The following is a 17,512-nucleotide window of genomic DNA, read 5'->3' as shown; positions in this document are numbered from 1 at the left end:
GATGACCTTCATATAGGTCCGCAATGTGAGATTGAGTAGACCCTGTTGCCGCACATCACCCATGCACAAACCGCAGGTCTGGTTAACATGCTAGCGCGTCAAGTTCGCGTGACGATCGTTTTGTTGTACGGGCATGCGGAACTCACGGCTGTAGATGCCTAGCATATCGGCATTGTCATGGATGTTGGTGTCCAACTCACGCAGGTGTTGACGCATATTGAACAGGTCGATGAACGACTGAATGCTCGTGTTTCGCATGGTACTGCCTTTGCAAGATTCTAAGTATGGTCGAGCATACCAAGCTCCACACGCAAGCAGCACTGCCAAAAAGCGTAGTGCAGCCATGCACTATCAACAAGCCAAACACATCAAGTTGTCATAACTATCAGATACTCTATTCAGCCGCTGCTCGCTGTCCTGAGCGACGATCGAACAATTCTTTCAAAAAGCGACCGGTGTGTGAGCGTTTTTCGGCAATAATTGCTTCTGGCGGACCTTCGGCAACAATTTCACCACCGCCGTCACCACCTTCTGGTCCCAAATCAATGATCCAATCGGCTGTCTTGATGACCTCAAGGTTATGTTCAATCACCACAACTGTATTACCTTGGTCCACGAGTTCGTGAAGGACTTCTAGTAGCTTGGCGACATCATGGAAGTGTAATCCGGTTGTTGGTTCATCAAGCACGTAGAGTGTCCGACCAGTCGCTCGCTTTGAAAGCTCTTTTGAGAGCTTAACCCGTTGCGCTTCTCCCCCTGACAGGGTGGTTGCAGGTTGACCAACCTTTACATACCCAAGCCCAACGCGCTGCAGCGTCAGCATCTTGTCTCGAATAGAAGGCACAGCTGAAAAGAACTGAACTGCCTCATCAACAGTCATGTCCAACACGTCAGATATCGATTTTTCTTTGAACATGACCTCAAGTGTTTCGCGATTATAGCGTTTGCCTTTGCATGTATCGCAAGTCACATAAACGTCCGGCAGGAAGTGCATTTCGATCTTATTCACACCGTCGCCCTGGCACGCCTCACACCGCCCGCCTTTAACGTTGAATGAAAAGCGTCCTGGCGCATATCCACGTGCCTTTGCTTCAGGTAATCCGGCGAACCATTCTCGAATTGGCGTGAAAGCACCCGTGTAAGTCGCGGGGTTAGACCGTGGGGTCCGCCCAATTGGGCTTTGATCGATATCGATGACCTTATCAAGAAACTCGAGGCCCAAGAGCTGATCATGTGGGGCAGGGGTTACCCGCGCGCCATTTAGTCTGCGCGCAATCGCTGTGTACATCGTATCAAGCAAAAGAGTGGATTTGCCGCCACCTGAAACTCCAGTAACAGCAACAAATGTTCCAAGCGGAATATCAACGGAAACATTCTTCAAATTGTTGCCGGTCGCGCCTGTAATGCGGATGCGACGGGTGTCAGATAAGGGGCGTCGCTCTTCGGGGATCTTTACGCCCAGCTCGCCGGATAAATACCGACCCGTTAGGCTCTTTTTGTTTTTGATAATGTCTTGCGGTTTGCCTTGTGCAACGATTTCGCCACCGTGAATGCCGGCACCCGGACCAATATCAACAACATAATCGGCAGTTAACACCGCGTCTTCGTCATGCTCCACAACAATGACCGTGTTCCCAAGATCGCGCAAGCGACGCAAGGTTTCCAGCAACCGCGCATTGTCACGTTGGTGCAAACCGATGGATGGTTCGTCAAGTACATAGAGCACACCGGTCAAGCCGGAACCGATTTGGGAAGCCAATCGTATGCGTTGGCTCTCGCCCCCAGAAAGGGTGCCAGAATTTCTTGAAAGAGAAAGATAATCCAATCCAACGTCGACGAGAAAATTCAACCGATCACGAATTTCCTTCATGATCCGCTCACCGATTTCGCGTTGCGTTGGGTTCAACCGGTCGCCAAGGTGCTCAAACCATTCGTAGGCTTCGCGAATTGACTTTTTCGACACATCGCTGATGTGCAACCCGTCAATTTTGACAGCCAAGGCTTCTGGCTTAAGACGATTGCCGTCGCAGACCTCACAAGGCGCACGCGACATATACTTTTCAATTTCTTCGCGCATCCCAGCTGATTCTGTCTCGCGATAACGTCGCTCCAGATTGCCGATGACCCCCTCAAATGGTTTTTCTGTTTTGTAGGAACGCAGGCCGTCATCGTATACGAAAACAATCTTTTGGCCTTTGGTTCCGAACAGAATAGCGTTCTTCACGTCGTCAGCAAGGTCCGACCATGGCGTATCTAGTGACGCTCCATAGGCTTTGGTAACTGCATCCAAGGTTTGGATGTAGTAGGGGGCGGAAGTTTTAGACCACGGTAGGATCGCGCCGCCCTTCAAACTTTTGGTGTCGTCAGGCACAACCAGGTCCGGCGACATTTTTGCTTCGGTTCCCAAACCATCACACGTGGGGCAAGCACCAAATGGATTGTTAAAGGAAAATAGTCGCGGCTCGATCTCTTCAATAGTGAACCCTGAAACCGGACAGGCGAATTTCTCTGAGAAAACCAATCTTTGGTTTTCGCCTTCTTTGGCAACCAACTCAGCAATTGCCAAACCATCGGCCAAATGCAAAGCGGTCTCGAAGCTTTCTGCTAGTCGTGATTGCAAGTCAGGTCCAACGACCAAGCGGTCAACCACGACTTCAATTTCGTGTTTGATCTTTTTGTCTAAGGTTGGTGCGTCAGCGATTTCATAAAACTCGCCATCAATTTTGACCCGTTGAAATCCGCGCTTCATCAAGCCAGCGAGTTCTTTTTTATACTCGCCTTTGCGACCACGAACGATCGGGGCAAGCAAATATAGGCGCGTGCCTTCTTCCAGTGCCAAAACTTTGTCGACCATTTGACTGACCGTTTGGCTTTCAATGGGTAAACCCGTTGCCGGAGAATAGGGAACACCAACCCGAGCATACATCAGACGAAGGTAATCGTAGATTTCTGTGACTGTACCCACCGTTGAGCGCGGGTTTCGAGATGTTGTCTTTTGCTCAATTGAAATAGCAGGAGACAGCCCATCAATTTGCTCAACGTCTGGCTTTTGCATCATTTCAAGGAACTGGCGGGCGTACGCCGACAAGCTTTCAACGTAACGGCGTTGCCCTTCAGCATAGATTGTATCAAACGCCAGTGACGATTTTCCTGAACCTGAAAGCCCTGTCATCACAATTAGCTTGTCACGGGGCAATGTGAGATCAACTGACTTCAAATTGTGTTCTTTGGCCCCGCGAATTACAAGGTCGCGATTTAGGGACGAAGAATTTGACATATTGAACTTTCCGTATCGACTGATGCGCCAATTGCGTTGGCAAGGTTGCTTCTTGCCGCCTAAAAAAGCGCGCTATATTGACTCACATTGCATTTCATAAGAACATAAATAGAACATGCATGGTGTCGTCAAGTGGCTTGTGGATGACTGACAATCAAATCTTCTCGATTGAACGATCATGTGTACATAAGGGACTACGAACAATATGACGCTGCGGATTTGAAAACAACCAAATCAAATTAAACGCAGAATGGCTTTGAAGGGAACGACAAGATGGCAGGAAGCGTAAATAAAGTAATATTGGTTGGCAACTTGGGTGCAGACCCAGAAGTGCGCAACACGCAAGATGGTCGCCCGATCGTGAACCTTCGTATCGCGACATCTGAGCGTTGGCGCGACAAAAGCTCGGGCGAACAGCGTGAAAAAACCGAATGGCACCGCGTTGTAATCTTCAACGAGGGCCTATGCCGCGTGGCTGAGCAGTATTTGCGTAAAGGCTCAACTGTCTACATTGAAGGTCAGTTGCAAACGCGCAAATGGCAAGATCAAGACGGAAACGATAAATACTCGACAGAAATCGTTCTGCAGGGCTTCAACTCTACGCTGACTATGCTTGGTGGTCGCAGCGACAATGAAGGTAGCAGCAATTACGGTGGTGGCGCACGCTCAGGTGGTGCAGGGAACGGCGGTGGCGGTGGCCGACCACAAGCCAGCGCACCGGCTTTTGATTCCGGCGGAATGGACGACGACATTCCATTCTAAACCAAATGATTTAAACAAAAGGCCGCCTGATGGGCGGCCTTTTTCGTTCAAAGTATTTCGGCTCAAGTCTATCTTTTGCTGAAAGGGATATTTGCAACAGATTTTCCGCCACTCTCTTTGTGCAGAATATCAAAACGAACATCAATTTTGTTGCCGTTGAGTTTCAGTGAAACAGCGATATCAAATACGGCATTTGTTTCTGACTTCACGTTTTTCAAAGCGAAAGAAAGATTCTTGCCGGAGCGCTTGCCCACCGCAACGCCTTGGAAGCTTGTGTTTGAGGACATAACGGCTTCAAATCGGCTTTTGTCTTCGATGTAGCCAACTGTACCTCGCATCGAAAGGGTAGTTCCCGCCAGCGAGCACCGCCCATCCAAACCGATTTTAGTTGGGCTGGATTCTTTAAACGTCATTTTGCAAAGTACGGTTTCATTTTCGCCGGTGGACGCAAGGTTTGCCTCGCCTTTACCGCGCCAATTACCAACATAGGATTGCAAAAGATCTGTGTCCGCTTTTGCGGCATAGGATGGGCTTGCAAAGCCAATGAGTGAAACAGCTGCAAGTGCTGCAATGCCAAGCTGTCCCGCTTTGTCCAAGATCTTCACTATTTACTTCCTCCGAAATTCTTCATCATTCGCCCCCCGGCGACGAGCAAAGCAGGCAAAATAATCAAATCGCCGAGCAGTGCCAAAAACAGTGTAAGCACACAAAGCGCTCCAAAAAGGGCAACTTGTGGCAGCACTGAGAATATTATTACGGTAGTCCCGGCACAAAGGATCAATGTGGTTGCGATCAGTGCCGGTCCAACCCTGTCCAAGGTTCGATTTACCGCTTCTCTGTGTTCAAGCCCTTGCCCCCGAGCCCTTACGTAATGGTTCATAAAGTGGATGGTGTCATCCACCGCTATTCCAAAAGCAATGGTCAAAGAAATCACAGTAGTCAATTGCAGTCCGGCACCCGAAACCCAAAGGTAGAGTTCAGTGCCCAGGATCGGTGCAAAATTCGGGATAATGCAAATGAGGGCAACTTTCCATGACCTAAAGGCAATACCAATGATAAAGATCGACAAAACGACAGCAATGGAAAGACCATCTTGCAGGCGTTTGATCATGTTCACACTCTCATAAGCGGAAAGAACACGAAAACCCGTAATCTTTGCATCCCTAATACCGGCGTCTTCCAACTGCTTTGCGGTCTGTTCGACCAGTTCGCGCACGTCTTTTGAGCTCAATCCGGTCGGCACAAACGATGTAGCCATGGCTGTTGTGGCATCATCTGTGATGAAACGCTTTTTCATAAATGGCCCGACAGCGTCAAAGATCTGCTCACGGTTAAAACCAGCGTCATTATAGTGCGTGAAGCTTGCAGCAGAAATCACCTTACCCTTGCCAAAGACATCTTGCATGACGTTGTGGACCGTTTCCATGCGCTTGAAGTCTGCATCCGACACATTCGGATCAGCATCATAAAGCGGGTAGGCAATATAAAGCGGGGCGACGCCGCCAACGCCTTCATCAATGGTGGATGAAATTGCCATAGCCTCAGAGTTCTTGGGCAAGAACTGTTGAAATGAAAAGCTAGGCTGCAGCTGCGTGTGCGGATAAATCATTGCAAAAAAAGCAACCACCGCAAGGGCGGCTATCGGTTTTCCAAATTTATTCGCCAATAATATCAAGCCAGGAATAATAGCTGTTAACGCCACACTTGGCGCCTGTCTTGGTTTGTAACCGAGTTTAATCGCCGCCCGCAGTGCCAGTGGCAAAAACGTCACGAGTGCCAAAAACGCCAAGGGAATGGCAAGAGCACCTGTGATCGCAAATTCAAACACACCTTGGCTCGGTGCAATTGCCAGCGACAAAAACGCGATTATGGTCGTTATGGACGTCAGCGCGCACGCTGGGCTGACCCGAATGATCGTCTCGCGAATGGCGTCTTCGTGCTCCATGCCTTCGCGAGACAATCTTAGCCAATGGAAACAAAAGAACATGCTTTCAGCAAAAGCGATCACAAGAACAAGTGCGGTCAAAATATTCGTCAGAAACGTGAATGAGCCAAACAGCATGGTAACTGTGCCAACAACCCAAACCACTGAAATAAATGGTGTGAGAGTAGCAAGAACAGCACCCCAAAATGTTCTGAACGCCAGAAAGGCAGTCAGAAAACCCAGAATAATGCCGGAGAGTGTGAACTTTATTTGGTCAGACCTACTGGCGTTCAACAGTTCAGCTTTCCAGAGTGGAGGACCAGTGAGTTGGATTGTAAAGCGAGGGTCTTCGTAAAAGCTCATAAGCTCACGAAGCTCTGAAATCATTTCCGCTTCCCCGCGCACCTTCAGCGCGTCCGAATCGGGGAACATGAGCAGGACTAGACCCGACAAATCTTCGACAATCAGGTTGCGCATCATCGGATCATTTTGACGAAGATCCTGAAGTGCGGCAGCAACCTCATCGGCATTCGCCATGTTCTCTGGTACTGCCGGCCGTGTTGCACCATCATCCAGCGCAGGTTTTCGTAAAGAAAAAGGCGAGAGCGTACCGCGCGCGAAGCTATTGAGTTCCAGTTCCAGTGCAAATTCGCGTAAAGTTTCAATAACAGCAGGATCTGTCAGCTGATCTGATTTGACCAAAAGGTAGGCGTCGTTTTCAAACGTTCCAAACGTCTCGCCAATTTCTACATAGGTATCGTAATGTATGCCTGAGTTCTTGTAGAGACGTAGCAAGTCCCCATCGATTGAAACCTTTGGGACTTGAAGCAGACAAAGAGCGGTAAAAGCCAAAAGAACTGCAGTAACAATTTTTGGATACCGCATTGTGAGCGTTCCAATGCGCTCAAGACCAAAGCCAATCGACAAGTTCTCATCCCCAATACATATGAAGCCGCCAATTTTGGCGGCATTTAGCAAAAGCTAGGCGAAAATACTCAAGAATGTCTAGCAAAGGAATGAAATTTCGCATTCAAATTGTGACATTTGAGCGCAAGAACACTGTTTGTGGGAGAAAAATGACTTCGCTTGTGTGCAATCGTACGTTCTAATTGGCCACAGCGCGTGGAATCACTTAAAAACAATCAACCAATTAACGCAACGAAGAACAAAATCACCGTGAGCGATAAACCAGTCGATAAAACCTCTTCAGAACCACCAAGCTCTGACATTTCATTGATTTCGATTACTGATGAAATGCGGCGTTCCTATCTCGATTACGCAATGAGCGTAATTGTTAGCCGTGCTTTGCCTGATGTTCGAGACGGCCTAAAGCCAGTTCACCGTCGGATTCTTTATTCGATGCATGAGAACGGCTACGAATGGAACAAGCAATATCGTAAGTCTGCGCGTGTAGTTGGCGACGTGATTGGTAAATATCACCCCCACGGTGATACCGCCATTTACCATGCCATGGTTCGTATGGCGCAAGAATTTTCCATGCGCCTGCCTCTGATTGATGGCCAAGGAAACTTCGGATCAATCGATGGCGATATGCCCGCCGCGATGCGTTACACAGAAGTGCGCATGGAACGCGTGACAACGATGATCCTTGAGGACATCGACCGCGACACTGTAAACTTCAAAGACAACTACGATAATACGGAAAGCGAACCAACAATTTTACCAGCGCGGTTCCCCAACTTGTTGGTAAACGGGTCTGGCGGTATCGCCGTTGGTATGGCGACGAATATTCCAAGCCACAATTTGGTTGAAGTGATTGATGGCGCAATCGCCATCATGGATAATCCAGAGATTACAACCGAAGAATTGATGGACATCGTCCAAGGGCCAGATTTTCCTACGGCGGGCATTATTCTTGGCCGGCACGGCATTCGGTCTGCATATGAAACGGGCAGGGGCTCCGTGCTTATGCGCGGCGTCGTCACAACCGAAGAAATCCGCAAAGACCGCGAAGCGCTGATCATCACCGAAATTCCCTATCAGGTGAATAAAGCGTCGATGATTGAAAAGATTGCCGAATTGGTGCGCGATAAACGTATCGAAGGTATTTCGGACATTCGCGATGAGTCAGATAGAAACGGCATGCGCGTGGTGATCGAGCTTAAACGCGACGCCTTTGCTGACGTTGTATTGAACCAGCTTTACCGTTTCTCACCTTTGCAAACTTCATTTGGCTGCAACTTTGTTGCGCTGAACGGGGGCAAACCTGAACAGCTAAACCTTCGCCAAATTTTGAAAGCCTTTGTCGACTTCCGCGAAGACGTGGTGAGTCGGCGTACGAAATTCTTGCTCAACAAAGCACGTGACCGTGCTCACATTTTGGTGGGCTTGGTTATTGCCGTTGCCAATGTTGATGAAGTGATCGCAATCATTCGCACGTCTCCAGATCCTGCAACCGCCCGCGCACGTTTGCTTGAACGCGCGTGGCCTGCACACGATGTTGACTCTCTTATTAAGCTCATCGATGATCCGCGACACAGAGTGACCGACGATGGCACTTATTTCCTCTCAGAAGAACAAGTGCGCGCGATCCTAGAGTTGCGGTTGCAGCGCCTGACCGCTCTTGGTCGTGATGAAATTGGCGACGAGTTGAACAAACTTGGCGAGGAAATCAAGGACTACCTTGAAATCCTGCGTTCACGCGAACGAATTGTCGATATCATCCGCAGCGAAATGATTGATGTACGAGACCGGTTTGGCACCCCTAGACGTACGCAAATCCTTGACGTTGCTGGCGATGTGGACGACGAAGATTTAATTGCTCGCGAAGAAATGGTCGTTACTGTTTCTCATGGCGGCTACATTAAACGTGTTCCACTTTCAACTTATCGCGCACAGCGCCGCGGCGGCAAAGGTCGCTCGGGCATGTCAACGCGTGACGAAGACTTTGTTGCACGGCTTTTTGTCGCTAATACTCACACGCCGGTTTTGTTCTTCTCTTCACGCGGAATTGTCTACAAACTCAAAGTCTGGCGTTTGCCAATTGGTGCAGCGAACTCACGCGGCAAAGCGCTCATCAATATACTGCCATTGCAAGAAGGCGAGCGTATCACCTCGATTATGCCGCTGCCTGAAGATGAAACCACCTGGCAGGATCTCGACATTATGTTCGCGACCACTCGCGGGACAGTTCGTCGCAATTCACTTGCAGACTTCGTTCAGGTCAATCGCAATGGTAAGATCGCCATGAAGCTTGAAGACGGTGATGGCATCGTTGGGGTTGAAACATGCTCGCCTGAGGACAACGTTCTCCTGACAACCCAAATGGGTCAAGCTATGCGGTTTGGCGTTGATGAAGTGCGTGTTTTTGCTGGTCGTAATTCGGTTGGTGTACGCGGTATCAAGTTGGCAGAGGGCGACGAAGTTATCGCTATGTCTATCCTTGGGCATTTCGATGCGTCTGCCGATGAGCGAACCGCTTATTTGAAACTACGTCGCCTCATAGAAGGTGATTCAAGCGAATCTGAAGAAGGCGAAGCAATGAGCGCCGCCGAGATCGACCAAGATCGCTACGCAGAAATGAGCGCAGCAGAGCAATTCATTCTCGCAATTTCAGAAAATGGCTACGGCAAACGCTCTTCAGCCTATGAGTATCGCAAAACCGGTCGCGGCGGCAAAGGCATCACAGCGATGGCCATGAGTGATCGCAACGGCAAAATTATTGCGTCCTTCCCGGTTGAAAACGATGATCAAATCATGTTGGTTACCAACGGTGGTAAGCTCATTCGTGTTCCAGTGGATGGCATTCGGATTGCTGGTCGCGCGACACAGGGTGTTACAATTCTGGATACAGCAAAAGGCGAACAAGTCGTTTCTGTTGAGCGAATTTCTGAGCCTGAGCCAGAAGATGACGAAGACCAAGTTGACGGCAATGATCAGTCGGACGAAAATGGAGATGGTAAGGAAAGCGAATAGACGCATTCCTGCCCGTTATGGGGACTAGTCTATGATTTTGCTCGAGCCATCTGCGTTTATCGCGTTCATTACAGCGTGCTTTTTTTTGGCAATCGTTCCTGGACCAACCGTCACATTGATCGTCGCTAATGCCCTCGCAAGGGGCCCAGTTGCTGGCCTACTGACAGTGCTGGGTGCGCAAATCGCCATATTCCTAATGGTGATTGTTGTCGCACTGGGCCTTCAAGCCGTAATAGGTTTTATGAGTTGGGCATTCTTTTGGGTGAAGCTAGTTGGTGCCGCCTATTTGTTGTGGATCGGCTATAAGATGATCACCAGTAGGGCCGGTCTGGTTTTTGACGAAAACACTTCTGTCAAAAGTGGCCACCAATCGGTCATTCAGGGCTTCGTGGTCACCATGTCAAATCCCAAGGCGCTGCTGTTTTTGGGAGCGTTTTTACCACAGTTTATTGAGCCTTCAGCAGCAACCGCGCCACAAGTCGTTGGCTTAGGACTTATCACCATGCTGGTATTTACAATTCTAGACAGTATTTATGCAGTTGCCGCAGGTGGCACGCGCAAGTTTTTGACCCAACAACGACTATCGATAGTCAACAAAATCTCAGGGTCGCTTTTGATAGTCGGTGGCGCATGGTTGGCGCTGCAACGCAAAATTTAGGAAGGAAACTCGATGACAAAGCAAATTGGGTTTTATCCCGGCTCATTTGATCCCATAACCAATGGCCATTTGGATGTCATCGAACGCGCATGTCGTTTGGTAGACAAGCTAATTGTTGGTGTAGGTGTGCACCATTCAAAAGCGCCTCTAACAACGACAGAGGAGCGCTTTGAATTATTGCAGCAAACAACCGCAGCAATGGCAGCGCGAAACAATACTGAGTTAGAATTGGTGACGTTTGATGGTTTGATGGTGCAGGCGGCTCGTGATGTCGGTGCAAACATCATTATTCGCGGTTTACGCGACACAACAGATTATAATTATGAAATGCAAATGGTGGGTATGAATGCCCAGATGGCGCCAGACCAACAGACGGTGTTCGTGCCTTCAAGTCCGCATGTCCGTCATATTTCGGCCACGCTGGTCCGTCAAATCGCCCAAATGAATGGTGACATTTCAGCATTTGTACCTTCCGCAGTTCTCAAACTATTGGCAAAAAAATGAGCGAAACTCCTAAAAAAAACAACCAACTAGTCTCTCTTTTGGTTGTGGCACTGCTGGCGGTTGCTGGTTATCTTTTGTATGTTAATTTTAAACCATCAGCGCCCGCTCCGGTTGAACCTGTTGAGTATGCTGCGTGTGAAACACCCAAGGCGCCTGATGGTGTCAAACCCGTTTTGCTTCAACTTGAGCTTAAAACCGGCGACGTGTTGCTCGAGTTGCGCCCAGATTTAGCGCCCCTTCATGTGGCGCGCTTAGAATCCCTTGCGAAAGATGGCTTCTACAATGGCATTGTTTTTCACCGTGTAATTGACGGTTTCATGGCACAAACGGGCGATCCAACCGGCACCGGTATGGGTGGGTCTGATTTGCCTGACTTGCCTGCCGAGTTTACAGATACTCCTTACCAATGTGGCACCATCGGCATGGCACGAAGCCAAAATCCAGATTCTGCAAATTCACAGTTCTTCATTACTTTTGACGATGCAAATTTCCTTGATGGTCAATATACAGTGCTTGGATTTGTTCGCGATGGCATGGAGCATATCCACCAGATCAAAAAAGGCACCGGCCAAAACGGTATCGTTACCGACCCAGACAAGATGATTTCACTCAAAGTGCTGGATCGCTAAGGCGGTTACGACCAAATAGTCAAAAAATGGGGCTAGCCGGAATGCGCTTGGCCGTATAAGTAGGCGGCAACAAAGGAGATTTAACATGGTTGAAATTAAAGATCGCGAAAACACATTGTTGCTTGAAACGTCAAAAGGCAGCGTTGTCATTCAAATGCTTCCAGATGTGGCACCAAAGCACGTTGAGCGTATCAAGGAATTGGCACGCGAAAACTTTTACGATGGTATCGTGTTTCACCGTGTAATTGATGGCTTCATGGCGCAAGTCGGCTGTCCGTTGGGAACAGGAACTGGCGGTTCTGACAAGCCAGACCTTGAGCAAGAATTCAACGAAACATCACATGTTCGTGGCACATGCTCAATGGCCCGCACTATGGACCCAAATTCGGCAAACTCACAATTCTTCATTTGCTATGGCGATCAAGGATTTTTGGACGGGCAATACACCGTTTGGGGTCAAGTCATTGAGGGTATGGAAGCAGTTGACGCCTTGAAAAAAGGCGAACCAGTGACTGATCCTGACCAAATCTTGTCCATGCGTGTTGCTGCCGACTAACATCTAGAAACGCTGGAACAACATCATGCGCGTCGATCAGTTCGATTTTGAACTGCCCGCTGACCGTGTGGCACTGCATCCCGCCGTGCCACGCGATAGCGCGCGCATGCTTGTTGTTCAACCAGACAAAATGTTGACTGGCGATGCGCCAGCTGATCATGTTGTCACCGATCTTTTGGATTTTCTCCGCCTTGGCGATATACTAATCGCCAACAATACGCGGGTATTGCCTGCTGAACTCGTGGGCAAAAGAACCCGTGGTGACGCCATCGCCAAAGTCACCGTAAATCTGCATAAACGTGATGAAACTAACCTGTGGCGCGCCTTTGCGCGTCCGGCCAAAAAGCTTAAGGTTGGTGAGCAGGTCGCTTTTGAAGCAACTGGCATGGATCCGTTGTTTGCGACATGTGAAGAAAAAGGCGAGGCGGGCGAGGTTCTGCTGCGTTTTGACGTCTCTGGCGCCGAATTAGACGAAGCGATCAAAGCACGTGGCGCAATGCCATTGCCCCCATATATCAGCGCGAAGCGCGCGCATGATGATCAAGACGACACGGACTATCAAACGGTCTATGCGCAACACGATGGCGCGGTAGCCGCGCCAACTGCAGGCCTGCATTTTACCGATGAATTGCTTGCACAAATCGCAGCAAAAGGCGTTGAAATAGATTACGTCACGTTGCACGTGGGGGCTGGCACATTCTTGCCCGTTAAAGCTGACGATACCGACGACCATAAAATGCACGCCGAATGGGGCGAACTGAGCGCGCAAACGGTTGAAAATATCAAAAAGTGTCGCGCAAATGGCGGACGAATATTCGCTGTTGGCACCACCAGCCTACGCGTGCTCGAATCCGCAGCATTTGATGGCGAGCTGAAGCCATTTTGCGGTGAAACCGATATTTTCATTACCCCTGGCTACAAGTTCAACGCCGTTGACGTGTTGATGACGAATTTTCATCTCCCGAAATCAACCTTATTTATGCTGGTCAGCGCGTTCTCTGGATTAGAAAACATGCGCAACGCCTATAAACACGCGATCGAAAACAACTATCGCTTTTACTCATTTGGCGATGCGTCGCTTTTGTTTCAGGAACAGAAATGACCCAGCAAGAATTCTCGTTTGACCTCAAGAACACCAACAACGGCGCGCGATTGGGCGAAATCTCAACGCCGCGTGGCAATATTCGCACGCCTGCGTTTATGCCCGTTGGCACCGCGGCAACCGTAAAAGGTATGTATCCTGAACAAGTGGAAGCGCTTGGTGCGGATATCATTTTGGGCAACACTTATCACCTTATGTTGCGCCCAGGTGCAGAGCGTATGGCAAAGCTGGGCGGCTTGCATGAGTTTGCCCAATGGAAAAAACCAATTCTGACGGATAGCGGCGGTTTTCAGGTCATGTCCTTGGCAAAACTGCGCAAACTTAATGAAAATGGGGTGTCGTTCAAATCACATATTGATGGGTCTTCGCACCTTTTGACTCCCGAACGCTCTATTGAAATCCAAACACTGTTGGGTTCGGATATTCATATGCAGCTTGATGAGTGCGTAGCGCTTCCAGCGGAGCTGGCTGAAATAAAAAGGGCGATGGAGCTGTCCATTCGCTGGGCCGAGCGGTCAAAGACTGCTTTTGGCACACAGCCCGGTCATGCTTTGTTTGGCATCGTGCAAGGTGGCGACAACGAAGTTCTACGTCTGGAGTCGGCCAAGCAGCTGACAAATATCGGCTTTCACGGCTATGCCGTTGGTGGACTGGCCGTTGGTGAACCTCAAGCAACAATGTTTGAAGTTCTTGATTATACGACGCCTGCATTGCCAACAGAAAAACCACGTTACTTGATGGGCGTTGGTAAACCCGATGATTTGTTGGGCGCTGTAAAGCGCGGCATTGATATGTTTGATTGTGTTCACCCAACAAGGGCAGGGCGCCACGGACACGCCTACACGCGTTTTGGGGTGATCAACATAAAAAATGCGCGGCATAAAGAAGATGCGCGACCATTGGACGAACAATCGCCAAATGAAAATTGCCGTCGTTTTCAACGCGCTTATTTGCATCATTTGCTCAAAGCGAACGAAATGTTGGGTGCGATGCTTTTAAGCCAGATCAATTTGGCCTATTACCAAGAATTGATGCAGGGCGCACGCGCCGCAATCGCACAAAACCGTTATGATGATTATGTGGCTGAAACCCGCGCGGGATGGGAAAGAGGCGACATCGAACCTTTAGGATAGGCACTTCTATGTCAGAACAAAACGTTGCTCAAGATCTCGCAAAATTGGATGCCGACCGCCAACGAATTGAACAAATCCATATGCGGGACATGTTCCAAAATGATCCGCAACGTTTCAAAAAATTCTCACTTTGTGCCGGAGAGTTGTTCCTTGACTACTCCAAGAACAGAATTGACGAAAAATCACTCGCCAGCCTTTTTGATTTAGCCCGCACTTCGGGTGTCGAAACGCTTCGCAACCAAATGTGGTCAGGTGAACACATAAATTCGACAGAAAATCGCGCCGTCATGCATATGGCTTTGCGCCACCAAGGCAATGACCAACGAATAGTCGATGGCGAAAACATTTCCGCCCCCATTCGCAAAGTGTTGGCCGCCATGCGTGCCTATGCGACATCCCTGAGATCTGGCGAGATAAATGGCTCGACGGGCAAGAAAATCACAGATGTTGTCAATATTGGCATTGGCGGTTCAGACCTTGGCCCCGCAATGGTTGTGCGCGCGCTTTCTCCATTCGTATCGGAAATCAAGCCGCATTTTGTCTCCAACGTCGATGGCTCAGACATCGCGGATACGCTTAATGGGCTCAACCCAGAAACTACGCTGTTTATCGTGGCGTCCAAGACATTTACGACAGATGAAACGATGACCAATGCCAACTCCGCGCGCAAGTGGTTGTCTGCTGCGCTTGGAGATGCCGCAGTTGGGGATCATTTTGTTGCGGTTTCAACAAATCTGGCTGCTTGCGCGAGTTTTGGCATTCAGCAAGACCGAATTTTCGGCTTCTGGGATTGGGTTGGCGGACGTTATTCGGTTTGGAGTGCCATTGGCCTTTCGGTCATGTTAGCGATTGGTGCTGATCATTTTGATGACTTCTTGATTGGCGCTGCAGAAATGGATCAGCACTTCCTAACCGCACCACTCGAGCAGAATATGCCCGTTATTATGGGGCTGTTGGGCGTCTGGTACCGCAATGCATTTGATTTCTCAACCCACGCCGTTTTGCCATATGACGAGCGCTTGGGGCGCTTTGCCGCCTATTTGCAGCAGCAGGATATGGAAAGCAATGGCAAGTCTGTTCAGCGTGATGGAACCTCGGTAGACTATGCAACTGGTCCTATTGTTTGGGGCGAGCCGGGCACCAACGGGCAACATGCATTCTATCAATTGATCCACCAAGGTACGGATGTCATTCCCGTCGATTTTTTGTTGGCGGCACAAGGTGAAGAAGACTATCCCGTTCACCATGAAAAGCTAGTGGCAAATTGTTTCGCACAATCTGAAGCCTTGATGCTGGGCAAAACCATTGAACAGGTGACAGAAGAACTGCATGGAGCGGGGGTGAGCTCTGAAGCAATAAGAGAACTGGCGCCGCATAAAGTGTTCCCAGGCAACCGCCCCTCCAACACCATTCTTTATAAGAAGCTGACCCCCAAAACCCTTGGCAGCTTGATTGCGCTTTATGAGCACAAGGTATTTGTGCAAGGCGCCATTTGGAACGTCAATTCCTACGATCAATGGGGTGTGGAATTGGGCAAACAATTGGCCAAAGCACTCTTGCCCAAAGTACAAGGCCATGAAGCGGCAACCGCGCATGATTGTTCGACCCAAGGATTGTTGCAGCGCTTCCAGTCATTGCGCTAGAGCGAATTTAAGAAATTAAGCAGTTGATTCCGTTCATTCAATTCGAGTGAACGGAAATCTTCTTTTGAACTTGCCGCTTCACCATCATGCCACAAAATGGCTTCCGTAAGTGTTCTTGCTCTACCATCATGTAGATAATTCTCATTCCCGTTGACTTCCTTGGTGTACCCAAGGCCCCATAGCGGCGGGGTGCGCCATTCCCGCGCCAATTCAGTGTCGCCAAATGCCGGATCGCGCAATCCATTTCCCATATCGTGCAACAGCAAGTCTGTGTATGCAGGCGCAAATTCCTGCTCTTGGTCAAACTTTGCGACGTGACAAGTCTGGCAGCCAATCGACTGAAACAGTTTTTCCCCTGCCAACACATCGTCATTATCGACATGCCTGCGAGGTGGCACGGCCAGGTTGGCGCTGTAAAGCGCAAGTATTCGGGCCTCATTGCCATCAAGTTCAGTGGTTTTGTTCTCCGGTTGGGTTAGGCTCGCCTGTAAACATTGAGGCTGCAACTGTGTGCAATCGCCAGCGTAAGCGGAAAAGAGGGGTGTTGAAATGCCCATGTCACCGCTAGCGGCTTTGGAAGTTTGATGAAGTACAGTTGGTGTTTCAGCTTTCCAACCAAAACGCCCAATTTCACCGTTTGCAAGAAATGAAATTCGTCCAGAAATACCATCTTTATTCAAATCAAAAGGATCAGCATTTTGCGCTAAGGTCTCTTCAGGAACCGTTTCTAAGTACCCTAAGCCAATCAGAGCTTGCGGCAACCGTCCAGACAATTTGGCTTCTGGCTCCAACTCACCATAGGCAAGGTCTGTCGCTTCATATTCCGGGTGTTGAAGCTCCACTAAGTCGCCGGTAGCCATTGTTTTTGTTGTTGTTATGTATGTCACCCGAACAATCGCCTCCGGCGGTGTTCCCACGCCATTCACTTGTATTTGGCTGCCATAGGTTTTGTCTGCTCTCGTGCCAAATTCAAGAGATGGAATGCCAACTGCTATAACAAATGAGGGCGAGAACGAACCTTGTGCAGGGGCCTGTCCGCGTCCATCTCTGACGTGACAGCTTGCACAAGAGTTTGCAGAAAACAAAGGGCCTAAACCGCTCTGGGTGCCATCCGCGTGTTCGTGTACTTCCCATTCATGGTGAAACAACCCCCTGCCATAATTGAATTTGGCAAGGTCTGATGAATTCAGTTTAGGATCAGCGAGAGAAAAAGCAGTGGGACCAAAAAGAACAAGTTGATCGCCGGCGGCTGCAGATGTGAGGCCGAACAAAACTAAAGCAAATATTCCAACATATCGCGTCATCATGAGTAAGCTTATCACAGCAGCTCAACCCAATCACCAACTCCTTGACATAGCCGGACGCAATGTACAAAGTGGACAAAAAGT

The 17,512-nt window shown here is 49.3% G+C and carries 14 protein-coding genes; 9 read left to right on the top strand and 5 right to left on the bottom strand.

Translation table 11 applies throughout. The features are described 5' to 3' along the window. Nucleotides 1–90: 90 nt before the first annotated feature. Nucleotides 91–258 (bottom strand): hypothetical protein, encoded by a 168-nt coding sequence (locus O4H47_RS12325; protein ID WP_269394278.1) that lies wholly within the window; start codon nucleotides 256–258, stop codon nucleotides 91–93. 136 nt (nucleotides 259–394) lie between these two features. Next, entirely contained in the window at nucleotides 395–3,277 is a 2,883-nt protein-coding gene (gene uvrA / locus O4H47_RS12320; protein ID WP_269394277.1) for an excinuclease ABC subunit UvrA, read from the bottom strand. Between the two features lie 273 nt (nucleotides 3,278–3,550). Between uvrA and O4H47_RS12315 the strand changes: the two genes are divergently transcribed. Beyond that, a complete protein-coding gene (locus tag O4H47_RS12315) occupies nucleotides 3,551–4,039 on the top strand; it encodes a single-stranded DNA-binding protein (RefSeq protein ID WP_269394276.1) in 489 nt (162 codons plus the stop codon). 68 nt (nucleotides 4,040–4,107) lie between these two features. On the opposite strand, the gene O4H47_RS12310 is transcribed toward O4H47_RS12315, so the two are convergent. Together O4H47_RS12310 and O4H47_RS12305 are read right to left on the bottom strand one after the other, a co-directional pair. Then, a complete protein-coding gene (locus tag O4H47_RS12310; protein ID WP_269394275.1) occupies nucleotides 4,108–4,644 on the bottom strand; it encodes a hypothetical protein in 537 nt (178 codons plus the stop codon). Further along, nucleotides 4,644–6,848, bottom strand: a complete 2,205-nt coding sequence (locus tag O4H47_RS12305; protein WP_269394274.1) for an efflux RND transporter permease subunit — start codon at nucleotides 6,846–6,848, stop codon at nucleotides 4,644–4,646. Before O4H47_RS12305 ends, O4H47_RS12310 begins: the two co-directional genes overlap by 1 nt. A gap of 369 nt (nucleotides 6,849–7,217) precedes the next feature. Here O4H47_RS12305 and gyrA point away from each other — a divergent pair, with 369 nt between their 5' ends. The 8 genes from gyrA to pgi all read left to right on the top strand — a co-directional run bounded on the left by gyrA (nucleotide 7,218) and on the right by pgi (nucleotide 16,124). After that, complete coding sequence (gene gyrA / locus O4H47_RS12300) at nucleotides 7,218–9,899, top strand: DNA gyrase subunit A (protein ID WP_419719630.1); 2,682 nt, start codon at nucleotides 7,218–7,220, stop codon at nucleotides 9,897–9,899. Between the two features lie 31 nt (nucleotides 9,900–9,930). After that, nucleotides 9,931–10,557, top strand: coding sequence for a LysE family translocator (locus O4H47_RS12295; protein ID WP_269394272.1), 627 nt, complete (start codon nucleotides 9,931–9,933; stop codon nucleotides 10,555–10,557). A 12-nt stretch (nucleotides 10,558–10,569) separates the two neighbouring features. Beyond that, nucleotides 10,570–11,061: a pantetheine-phosphate adenylyltransferase gene (gene coaD, locus O4H47_RS12290; RefSeq protein ID WP_269394271.1), complete on the top strand. Its 492-nt coding sequence runs from the start codon at nucleotides 10,570–10,572 to the stop codon at nucleotides 11,059–11,061. After that, the gene (locus O4H47_RS12285; protein ID WP_269394270.1) at nucleotides 11,058–11,690 is read left to right on the top strand and encodes a peptidylprolyl isomerase; all 633 of its coding nucleotides are present in this window, start codon (nucleotides 11,058–11,060) and stop codon (nucleotides 11,688–11,690) included. Before coaD ends, O4H47_RS12285 begins: the two co-directional genes overlap by 4 nt. An 85-nt stretch (nucleotides 11,691–11,775) precedes the next feature. Beyond that, nucleotides 11,776–12,246, top strand: a complete 471-nt coding sequence (locus tag O4H47_RS12280) for a peptidylprolyl isomerase (RefSeq protein ID WP_269394269.1) — start codon at nucleotides 11,776–11,778, stop codon at nucleotides 12,244–12,246. Nucleotides 12,247–12,271: 25 nt separating this feature from the next. After that, nucleotides 12,272–13,348: a tRNA preQ1(34) S-adenosylmethionine ribosyltransferase-isomerase QueA gene (queA, locus tag O4H47_RS12275; RefSeq protein WP_269394268.1), complete on the top strand. Its 1,077-nt coding sequence runs from the start codon at nucleotides 12,272–12,274 to the stop codon at nucleotides 13,346–13,348. After that, nucleotides 13,345–14,481 (top strand): tRNA guanosine(34) transglycosylase Tgt, encoded by a 1,137-nt coding sequence (gene tgt / locus O4H47_RS12270; RefSeq protein ID WP_269394267.1) that lies wholly within the window; start codon nucleotides 13,345–13,347, stop codon nucleotides 14,479–14,481. Before queA ends, tgt begins: the two co-directional genes overlap by 4 nt. A gap of 8 nt (nucleotides 14,482–14,489) precedes the next feature. Beyond that, on the top strand, nucleotides 14,490–16,124 hold the full coding sequence (gene pgi, locus O4H47_RS12265) for a glucose-6-phosphate isomerase (protein WP_269394266.1): 1,635 nt from the start codon (nucleotides 14,490–14,492) through the stop codon (nucleotides 16,122–16,124). On the opposite strand, the gene O4H47_RS12260 is transcribed toward pgi, so the two are convergent. Next, nucleotides 16,121–17,431 (bottom strand): di-heme oxidoredictase family protein, encoded by a 1,311-nt coding sequence (locus O4H47_RS12260; protein ID WP_269394265.1) that lies wholly within the window; start codon nucleotides 17,429–17,431, stop codon nucleotides 16,121–16,123. The genes pgi and O4H47_RS12260 overlap by 4 nt on opposite strands. Nucleotides 17,432–17,512 lie beyond the last annotated feature (81 nt).

The organism is Maritalea porphyrae, assembly GCF_027213965.1.
GTDB classification, from domain to species: Bacteria; Pseudomonadota; Alphaproteobacteria; order Rhizobiales; family Devosiaceae; genus Maritalea; species Maritalea porphyrae_A.
The sequence above is the reverse complement of the archived record's forward strand: the minus strand, read 5'-3'. Positions and strand labels throughout refer to the sequence as shown.